The sequence below is a fragment of the Candidatus Harpocratesius sp. genome (genome assembly GCF_054039255.1).
This window is the reverse complement of record NZ_JBPLBG010000076.1, coordinates 1-9880: the sequence shown is the minus strand read 5'-3', so window position 1 is coordinate 9880 and position 9880 is coordinate 1. Positions and strand designations below refer to the sequence as shown.

10 protein-coding genes are annotated in these 9880 nt (G+C 32.2%); 4 read left to right on the top strand and 6 right to left on the bottom strand.

Features of this window, described 5'->3' with window-relative positions:
- Position 1: 1 nt before the first annotated feature.
- Entirely contained in the window at positions 2–427 is a 426-nt protein-coding gene (locus ACXLDF_RS17170) for a type II toxin-antitoxin system VapC family toxin (protein ID WP_457559786.1), read from the bottom strand.
- 32 nt (positions 428–459) lie between these two features.
- Entirely contained in the window at positions 460–696 is a 237-nt protein-coding gene (locus ACXLDF_RS17165; protein ID WP_457559785.1) for an antitoxin VapB family protein, read from the bottom strand.
- A gap of 253 nt (positions 697–949) precedes the next feature.
- Between ACXLDF_RS17165 and ACXLDF_RS17160 the strand changes: the two genes are divergently transcribed.
- Complete coding sequence (locus ACXLDF_RS17160) at positions 950–1126, top strand: hypothetical protein (protein ID WP_457559784.1); 177 nt, start codon at positions 950–952, stop codon at positions 1124–1126.
- 114 nt (positions 1127–1240) lie between these two features.
- Here ACXLDF_RS17160 and ACXLDF_RS17155 read toward each other — a convergent pair whose 3' ends face one another.
- From ACXLDF_RS17155 to ACXLDF_RS17145, 3 genes are read right to left on the bottom strand one after another with little or no spacing between them, the layout of a single operon-like run.
- Complete coding sequence (locus ACXLDF_RS17155) at positions 1241–1816, bottom strand: 4Fe-4S dicluster domain-containing protein (RefSeq protein ID WP_457559783.1); 576 nt, start codon at positions 1814–1816, stop codon at positions 1241–1243.
- A gap of 9 nt (positions 1817–1825) precedes the next feature.
- Positions 1826–3712, bottom strand: coding sequence for an aldehyde ferredoxin oxidoreductase family protein (locus ACXLDF_RS17150; protein WP_457559782.1), 1887 nt, complete (start codon positions 3710–3712; stop codon positions 1826–1828).
- A 52-nt stretch (positions 3713–3764) separates the two neighbouring features.
- Positions 3765–4850, bottom strand: a complete 1086-nt coding sequence (locus tag ACXLDF_RS17145; protein WP_457559781.1) for a hypothetical protein — start codon at positions 4848–4850, stop codon at positions 3765–3767.
- A gap of 901 nt (positions 4851–5751) precedes the next feature.
- On the opposite strand from ACXLDF_RS17145, the gene ACXLDF_RS17140 reads away from it, so the two are divergent.
- The gene (locus ACXLDF_RS17140; RefSeq protein WP_457559780.1) at positions 5752–6039 is read left to right on the top strand and encodes a hypothetical protein; all 288 of its coding nucleotides are present in this window, start codon (positions 5752–5754) and stop codon (positions 6037–6039) included.
- A gap of 113 nt (positions 6040–6152) precedes the next feature.
- Positions 6153–7001, top strand: a complete 849-nt coding sequence (locus tag ACXLDF_RS17135) for a transposase (RefSeq protein ID WP_457559779.1) — start codon at positions 6153–6155, stop codon at positions 6999–7001.
- Between the two features lie 588 nt (positions 7002–7589).
- Here the strand turns inward: ACXLDF_RS17135 and ACXLDF_RS17130 are convergent.
- Positions 7590–7811, bottom strand: a complete 222-nt coding sequence (locus ACXLDF_RS17130) for a hypothetical protein (protein WP_457559778.1) — start codon at positions 7809–7811, stop codon at positions 7590–7592.
- Between the two features lie 197 nt (positions 7812–8008).
- Between ACXLDF_RS17130 and ACXLDF_RS17125 the strand changes: the two genes are divergently transcribed.
- Positions 8009–9880, top strand: a 1872-nt coding sequence (locus ACXLDF_RS17125; RefSeq protein WP_457559777.1) for a HEAT repeat domain-containing protein, incomplete at its 3' end; no start/stop codon positions are given.

Genomic DNA, 9880 nt, shown 5'->3' with positions numbered 1-9880 from the left:
GTTAAAACGAAGAAAAGTCAATTCCAGCAATACTTTTTATTTTTTCAAAATCTTGTTTGTCCCGAGTAATAATTCTCGAAATCCCCATAGATAATGCAGATCCAGCAATCAAACAATCATTTTGCTTAATTGTTAATCCTTTACCTTGAGCTTGTGCATAAATTGTTGCTCCCTTTTCAGCTGCTTCTTTTGAAAATTCTAATACAGTACATGCTTGTAATAGTTGATTATAATCATCAAGAAACTGATCTACTAAATGAGGACGTCCTTTTTTTAAATAGAGATTTGCGATAATTCCTAAATATACTTCATAGACAGATATAGAACTGATAAAGATCGGGTTGTTTTCTTTTACAATTTTTCTTATAAAATCAACAATCGATGATTCCCCTCTTAAAAATCCAATAATTATGTTAGAATCAATCAATATCGCCACTTTTCTACACTAAATTCAATATTTTAAATCATATTAATCGGATCATTTGGTTGATTTCTTGTTTTTTCAACTATTTTCTCTACAAAATCTATTGCTTCTTTATTATCAGGTATTTTACTCCACGCTCCAGCTAGTTTTAATATATTTTCTTGCCGATTTATTAGTCGAAGTATGGTTTGAGAAAAACTCTCGCCTTTTAACTGAAATTTTTTTAAAAGAATATATACATCTTCTGTGATTGAAATTGATTTTGATGCCATTATCCTAGATCTATATATCGATGTGATCACTTTTATAGTTATTTCTTATTGAATTAAAATCAATGAATAACCTTATATTCTCACAGAATGTTAACCAACTTTTTTCTGAACAAAAACCATTTTTAGCTAGAAGAGAACACTAAAATTTATAAATGAAAAAAAAACAAATATTTCAAGAAGAAAAATAGATATTACAATAATTCTCTTCTTCGTTTTTATTTCTGCCTCAACTTTAAAAACAAATGGAATAAACATGGAAAATACAACATTGCCAAATGGAAACCTTATCGGTTATAGATTAAATTTTGAAAAAAAAGAGTCTGAAAATTTTATTAATGGCATTAATTTTCATAGATTTAAATACATTGATGATAATTTTTCAAAAAGTAGAAATAGTCAATTGACTAATATTTGGAAATATATAAATTAAATTATATCAAAATACGCTTAATGAATCTTAACACATTAAAGCCATACTATTATTCTATACAAGAAGAAAAAAAAAAGACATACTTCAAATACTTCAAACTACTTTTAGTGCGAATTAGTTTAAAATTTCACCCTCAGGTGGTTGGGGAAACCCACGTTCCAGAATTTTGCGGATTGTCTCCATTCGATCTTCATTCAGTTCTGGATCTATTTCCTCGATGAAGATTGCACCTTTTGGACAATATTCAACACACTGAGGCTCTCCAAACGATGTGCTGATGCACATGTCACACATTATCGCCTTTTTGTTCTTAGTATGAACAGTAATGGCTCCAAATGGACATGAACGCACACAAGCACCGCAACCATCACACTTACTTTGATCTACTTCCAAAATACCAGTTTCTAAATTTTTTGTGATAGCACTAAGAGGACAAGCTTTTACACAATCAGGATCATAACACGAAACACAGCTTATACTGGAATTGATTATAGGTTCGATTCGGACTCGATGGATTCGTGAATTCATCGGATTAAAAACATCGTCGTGAACCATTCCACAAACGGATTCGCAAATCTCGCAACCTGTACATCGGGCAGGATCGACTACTAAAATCCGATGAACAATTGCTGCAGTATCTGTGCTTGGATTTTTTTCTGTTTCTGAAACTTTATTTGCTTTTGTTGCCATAATCATCACCTAAATTTTCCCTATCACAAAATCTAAGCCTCGAGCTTTGAGGGTTTCTTCTTTCGGGTAACCGCGTTCGTCCCAGCCACGTGCAAGATAATATTGTTTGATTCCTTCCCAAAATCCTTTTTCATCATTGTACCATCCTTTAGTAGGTCCATCGAGGTTAGGTTCATGGAAATTTCGCCATGGAAGCGAATCTTCACTCATAGGTTCAACTCCTTCGGCTTGACATTCCCGAATATTGAAACATTTTGCTAAATCGTGAATTCTATGACCTGCAGTTTCGATTTCTTCTCCTGTCATAGGAATGCCTGTCACCATTTCATATACTTCAGCAATTTCTGGTAATCCACGATGATAAATTCCTCGCGTAAATTTGCACACAACTAGTGAATCAATCACTGCCATAAATGCATCTTGCCCAGCTAAAGCTTGACCTCTTTTGTCAAGTTCATCGTATTTCTTTCGATCAAACTTCTTTTTCATATCATAACCATAAGAACCATTTCGGAGATGGCACGCACCTCTTAGTGAGACAGCAAACCCAATAGATGCAGTAGTTAATCCTTTTAATTCATAACCTGGAATACCCATTCCTTTTATTTCACATGAGAATTTCCAAGCATCCCCTCCCAACTTTTTAGCAGCATCATGTGAACCATCCGCTAAAAGATCTCCAGCTGGAGTTGATCGGAAGCATATATCTTCAATAAGTTGAACAACCGCCTTATAATCTCCCCATTGAAGACCATTTTTATAAACAGGATTATCTCCGAGCATTTCTTTAGTTATATATCCTTTTTCATAAGCTTCAATAGCAAATCCTAAAGTTGTACCCCCTGTCATGGTATCAATTCCGTACTTATCACACATTTCAACCATTTTAATAATAGCGGGAAAATGATCGATTAAGCAGACAGAACCGAGAGCATAAATACTTTCATAATCTACACTTGAAACGACGTTTGGATAATCCGGATCATCCGGTTTAGTCGCACATAAATGATCACAAGCAATTGGACATTGACTGCATCCAGTCTTTTTTACAACCCATTTTTCATCCATAGTTTCTCCAGAAATCGCATCTGCTTTATCCCAATAACCTGTTTGAAAGTTTTTTACAGGTAAAACACCGAGATCATTGAATTTCATAACATTTATTGGTGTGCCTAAATCACGATATTTTAGTGTGTCTTTTCCATTTGCTAATTGGATTAATTCTTTTGCTTTTTCCATAAATTCTTTCGGTTTTGCCACTTTAATGGCTTTAGTTCCTCGAAAGGCCATTGCTTTAACATTTTTTGAGCCCATAACAGCACCTAATCCTGTTCTTCCTGCTTGTCGAGCTCTATCATTAGTAATACAAGCTAATTTTGCTAAATTTTCTCCTGCTTGGCCAATACCCATAACAGAAATGCGATGATCACCAAACATATTGCGAATTTCTTCTTCAACAGTCCAGATATCTTTTCCCCAAAGAGTATCTTTACACGGTATGATATTAACGGCATCATCATCGAAGAAAATAAAGACAGGTTCGGGAGCTTTGCCAGTAAGAATAATCAAATCAATTCCTGCCCTTCGCATTTGCGCACCACATGATCCTGAACTGATCGCAAATCCAATTCGTTTTGTTAAGGGAGATTTTGCACCTACACAATATTTGGATGAAGTGGGTACAATTGTTCCTGGAAATGGTCCAATTGCCATTACAAATGGATTTCGAGGATCAAATGGATCTGCGCCTTTCGGGCATTCATCCCATAATATTTTTGTAACAAACCCGTAGCCACCAATGTACTGTTTACAGAAATCTTGGCTTAAGGTTTCTTTTCTAATTTCACCCGTGGTTAAATTGATGCGCACACAAGTTTGAGTATATGCTTCTACCATAATTTTCACCAAATTTTATTCTTGTTTATTTTTATAGATTTTATTTTTTTTTTTAAAATCGATTATTCATTCCAAAGAAAATTCTTTCTCCATTGTAATGATCGATTAAGGCAGATATAACATCTTTCATGCTATCTTTTATTGATGACCCGAAATCTTCAAATCGTAGACGAGATTTAGCTTTCAATTCTTCACGTGCTTTATTTTCAATCTCATCACTTAAGATCCAAGCAGGCATGTTTTTTTGAACCCAATCTCGTAGATGATCCTTATTCAATGCTTTTATTTCATCAGGAACTAATTCTTGCAATTTATTAAGAATATTCTGAATATAATCCATACTAAATGGTTTACCACCATCTAAAGCAACAAATAATTCTTCTAAATAGGCTTCTCGATTGAAAGTATCAAGTGATGCAATAATAGTTTTCAAACTTGTTTCCAGAAATTCATTAGGAATGATTTGATTCCTATTTAAAACTGCCATAGTAAGATAATAATTTAACTGCATAACTTTTCTGTTATCCCAGAATTCTTTCCCAATAGGATCCATGTTTTTAATTTTCTCTACAATATGATCAACCATTTTTAATACAGATTTTTCATCAGGATCATCAAAATTAAAAGAAATTACATTTTGAAACTGTCCAACTTGAGATTTTATTTCAACAGGATGTTTTTCAAGAGAATTCATCAATTGTTTTAAATTTTCTTCGGTCAATTCCAGGATAAGTTGATTATCTTTAGGAATAAATCCCAATTGCAACAGAAATGACTTGAATTCAGTATCCTCAGGAATATCAATATTAATTTGAGTCACACCAGTCAATCCAAAATATTCTAATAAACGAACAAAAACATAATCGAGAATATTTCGAAAAATGTGAGATTTATTTAATCCTGTAGGCCCGAATTTTAATTCATTTCCCACCCGTTCAATTCCAACAAACATGCCAATATGATAGCCGTTTGCATAAATATCAACAATTTCAGTGGTAGTTTTGCGCGGGCGCTTGGTTATTTTAATAATTTCTTTATCGCCAAAATTTACTTCAATAGGAAAAAATTCCCGAGTATGAAAAAATTTCGAAGATAAATTATTCGATTTTGATTCTGCGGTTATTTTTCGACACCTCAAATCCGGTTTGTGAGTGGAGAATAGATATCACTCATCACATGATATAGGTAGTAAAATACGCTTTACTATTAGAATTTTTATTTGTGTACCTTATAAAGATCATACAAACTATTTTAGGTAAGAATAATGAAAAAGACAAAATCAGCAAATATTTTGATAGTTTCTTCTAAATCATCGAGAAAATCTATTGTAATAACTTGCAACAATTTGTTATGGAATTATCTGTGATGGAAATAAAGTCAAGCAAATAAAAGAAAAGAATTTGTATAAGTCTTGAAAAATTTAAAATATGTAATTTATTTCCCTAAACTTATCCACACTAAGTTTTTTTTTGCTATTAATACAGGAGATTGGTGGAAAATATTTTCCAATCCTATGAAACTATTAAAAAAGTAAAATTGAATAATTGAGTGTATTCTATTTTTTTAAATTTCTGTGGAATTTCGAATTCCAACAAATTTTAATCGATTAAAACATCTTCTATACTGAGTTTTTTTTATGTCGATGATTTCGTTAATTTTAAACATATTTCTTTAAAACATCTTAGAAGATTTGCCAAAAGTTGAAAATATTGACTTCTTGAAGATTAATAAGTCCATTTTACCCAGATTTCTGTCTAATCTTAATTTAGAGTGAAATCATTATACTTAATATATTTATTTGATAATTCATTAAACTTAATTAGAAATTATTATGGGAGATTGAAGTTGATTCATATTTATTACGGAAAAAGAGCCAATATTTATCAAACACGGCTAGACAACTTTATTGGCAAGAAAAAACTTGATAAATACGACATGAAGGTCCCTAAAGATTATAGGAACGCCTGAAAAAAATTAAATGGTTGTATGTTCACAAACGCAAAAAGGCGAAAACGCAAAGAATAATTCCGAAATCACAAGTGAAACTACATGATTTTATTCAATGGGAGCCAATGCTTACGGGAAAATACTTATATCGCTTTCCACGAATAAATTATGTGCAATATTCTGATTTTGCTGAAAATAATATTTCTAAATTAGAATGGAACATGATTCATTTCTTGCCAAAATATGATGGTGCTTTTGAAAATCTTTTTGAGTTTAATAGTCTTACATACTTTGATGACTTACAAGAGCGGTTGGAAGATTTGGGAGTCCTTTTTAAGAAATTATTTATCAAGAATATCTTAATTTTTAAGTTTTTATAGTTGAATTTAGGATTCAAAGATTTCAGAGGAATTGAAAAATTTATCGGTTTACTCCAAATCTTCCTGTTTATGGGCTTCCAGTTCATTCATGGAATCTCCCTTCCGCAACAGATTTGAGTTACGTTCTCAAAAGACTTCCTGCTGAAGATGTTTATACTTATTTTCAGCAGTTAGTTGATGAGTGTGTTAGTTATGGATTATTTATTCGCCGAATTTTAATTTGGGACTGCCAATTTATACATGCAAACAGAAATAATAATCGAAAAAAAGATACAAAAAAATATGGGGATTCTGATGCAAGATATTGCAGACATAATAGAAAAAAGAAAGAAGTTGGATATGATCCAGGATTTATAAATGCGTATTGCAAAGATTGGTGGTTTTCAATATTTTTCAAAATGTTTCCAAGAAATAGAAGCTACAGCAAAGCATTTCGAGAAACAATAAGCGCTTTTTTGAAAACGACTAAATATCAATGGGATATAGTAATTGCTGATTCAGGACATTATTCAAAGGAGAATTTAGAATATATTCGTTGCAAAAGGATTCTTCTAATAATTCGTTCACGAAAAAGGATAAAGAATCAACCTGTGAAGGAATTAAAGAAAGGATATTATTTCAATAAGAAATATATTCCAAAAGGATGGACTAATGAATATTATCTTAAAATTTATGAATTTCGTCCTATGATTGAACAAGGAAATTCTTACAATAACACCTATTATTACACTTCAAGGTTAAATACACATGGTATTGAATCTGCCATCAAAAATCGTGCCTTTATTTACATTTTAGAACTCCTTAAAGCCCTTACAACCTATAAAGTGGGACGTCCAGATTTATTGATGAAACAAACAGCATTTGAAAATTCTAAGCAAATCTATTGGCGTGAAATGATTCCGCGGTTAGCAGAGAGTAACAATTATAAAATCCTGACTAACTGGTTGAAAAGTTCGACATAAAAAAGAATGATATATGCGAATATTTTGTCGGCACAATTTTCACAAGATTTTAGATTTGACTAAAATTTAAAAAAATAGAATACACTCAATTTGTTCTAAAATTTAATTTAATATTAGAATTCTGATGAATTATCTAAATGAAGAATCTATTAATTCACATCACTTTTTTAATCTTTTTCACATGTTTTTCTCACACCATGAATTTTTATATCAGAGATTTACGTTTCATTGTATTCAAGAAATTTAATTGAAAATTATGATTAAAAGTTAAACAAGATAATACTAAAGGATTATTAAGAAAAATAATGAAAGCACGAATCTTTTGTTTGATCTTTTCTGTTTTTTTGATCTTGCAAATAATATTAATTATATTGAGTTGATCAACTAAGTTTAAAGTATATTTTAGTATGGCCAGTACATCTTGGAATTTCTTTATCAGATAAGTCATTAAAATGGAAGAAATTGAATATTATTTTACAATATCAGTCAATTTACCTTGAGAAAAAACCAATTTTGCCATAATTTCTTGAGAATATAACTGAATATCTCTTTTGATGAATATATTTGAATAAACATTAAATTATTCTCTTATTTTGCATTATTTAGGAAAGAACACTCATGATTTTGACATTGATAACTTTTTATGCGGTGTGATACTCGTTTTTTTGTCCTATCTTCCTCAATCAAGTGATATTTGTAAAATTTACGGCATATTTGAATTGATTTAAGCACAATCTGTTCATCATCATCAGATTCTATTACAAAATCATGATATTTTTTTGTAACTGGCATTTTAAGGCGAGTTGTCATAATTATTCAATACAGAGGTGTAACTTAAACTTTATGGAAATCTTTAACCAAGCATTTTTGAGTGAAAGTATATCGTTTATCTAGAAAATTAATATGCATAGTGAACAGTCGGATTGATATGTTGAGAGAAATTTACGAATGGATAATAAAATTAAAAAATTAAAACAAACCTCAAATTTTAAAAATCATTCAATTAATTGAAAAGTATAAAAAATTCCTATATTCGATTTGAAGTAAAAATGAATTTGCCTGAAAAAGAAGATACAAGAACAGTCGAACCACTGATTGAAGCCTTAAAAGATTCAGACAAATGGGTGCGAAAAGAAGCAGCAGAAGCATTAGGGAAAATGGGGGATACAAGAGCAGTCGAACCACTGATTGAAGCCTTAAAAGATTCAGACGAATGGGTGCGAAATAAAGCAGCAGAGTCTTTAGGTAAACTAGGAGATATAAAAGCAGTTGAACCCTTGATTCAAACATTAAAAGACTCAAATATATGGGTGCAAAATGAAGCAGCAGAAGCATTGGGTAAAATAGGGGATACAAGAGCAGTCGAACCATTGATTCAAGCCTTAAAAGATTCAGACGAATGGGTGCGAAAAGAAGCAGCAGAATCTTTAGGTAAAATAGGAGATAAAAGAGCGGTCGAACCGCTGATTAAAGCCTTAAAAGATTCAGACGAATGGGTGCGAAAAGAAGCAGCAGAAGCATTAAGTAAAATAGAGGATACAAGAACAGTCGAACCGCTGATTAAAGCCTTAAAAGATTCAGACGAATGGGTGCGAAAAGAAGCAGCAGAAGCATTAGGTAAAATTAAGGATGCAAGAACAGTCGAACCACTGATTAAAGCCTTAAAAAATTCAAATATCTGGGTACGAAGAAATGTAGCAGATTTTTTAGGTAAAATAGGGGATACAAGAGCAGTCGAACCGCTGATTAAAGCCTTAAAAGATTCAGACCAATGGGTGCGAAAAGAAGCAGCAGAAGCATTAGGTAAACTAGATGATACAAGAGCAAAAATCTTTTCTTTTCTTTATATAAATGATTTAAAAGCAATTCTTTCGATGGGAATTACTGCAGTCGAACCACTGATTCAGGCCTTAAAAGATTCAAATTTTTATGTGCAAAGGAGATCAGCAAAAGCTTTGGGTGAAATAGGAGATAAAAGAGCAGTCGAACCACTGATTGAAGCCTTAGAAAATTCAGACCAATGGGTGCGAAAAGAAGCAGCAGAAGCATTAGGTAAACTAGATGATACAAGAGCAAAAATCATTTCATTTCTTTATACAAATGATTTTGAAGAAATTTTTTCAATGGGAATTGCTACAGTCGAGTCACTGATTGAAGTCTTTAAAGATCCAAATATCTGGGTGCGAAGAAATGCAGCAGAGCCTTTAGGGAAAATAGGGGATACAAGAGCAGTCGAACCACTGATTGAAGCCTTAGAAGATTCAGACGAATGGGTGCGAAGAAAAGTAGCGGAGGCATTGGGTAAAATAGGAGATACAAGAGCAGTGGAACCACTGATTGAAGCCTTAGAAGATTTAGACAAAGATGTGCGAACAACATCAGCAGAAGCATTAGGTAAACTAGATGATACAAGAGCAGTCGAACCACTGATTAAAGCCTTAGAAGATTCAGACAAAGATGTGCGAACAACATCAGCAGAAGCATTAGGTAAATTAGACGATACAAGAGCAGTCGAACCACTTATTAAATGCTTAGCAGATTCAGACAAAGATGTACGAACAACATCAGCAGAAGCATTAGGTAAATTAGACGATACAAGAGCAGTCAACCCACTGATTCACGCCTTAAAAAATTCAAATATCTGGTTACGAAGAAATGTAGCAGATTTTTTAGGTAAAATAGGGGATACAAGAGCAGTCGAACCACTTATTAAATGCTTAGCAGATTCAGACAAAGAAGTGCAATTTAATGCAGCAAAAGCATTGGGTGAAATAGGAGATAAAAAAGCAGTTGAACCCCTGATTGAAGCCTTAGAAGATTCAGACATAGATGTGCGAATAACATCAGCAGATGCATTAGGTAAACTAGGAGATATAAGA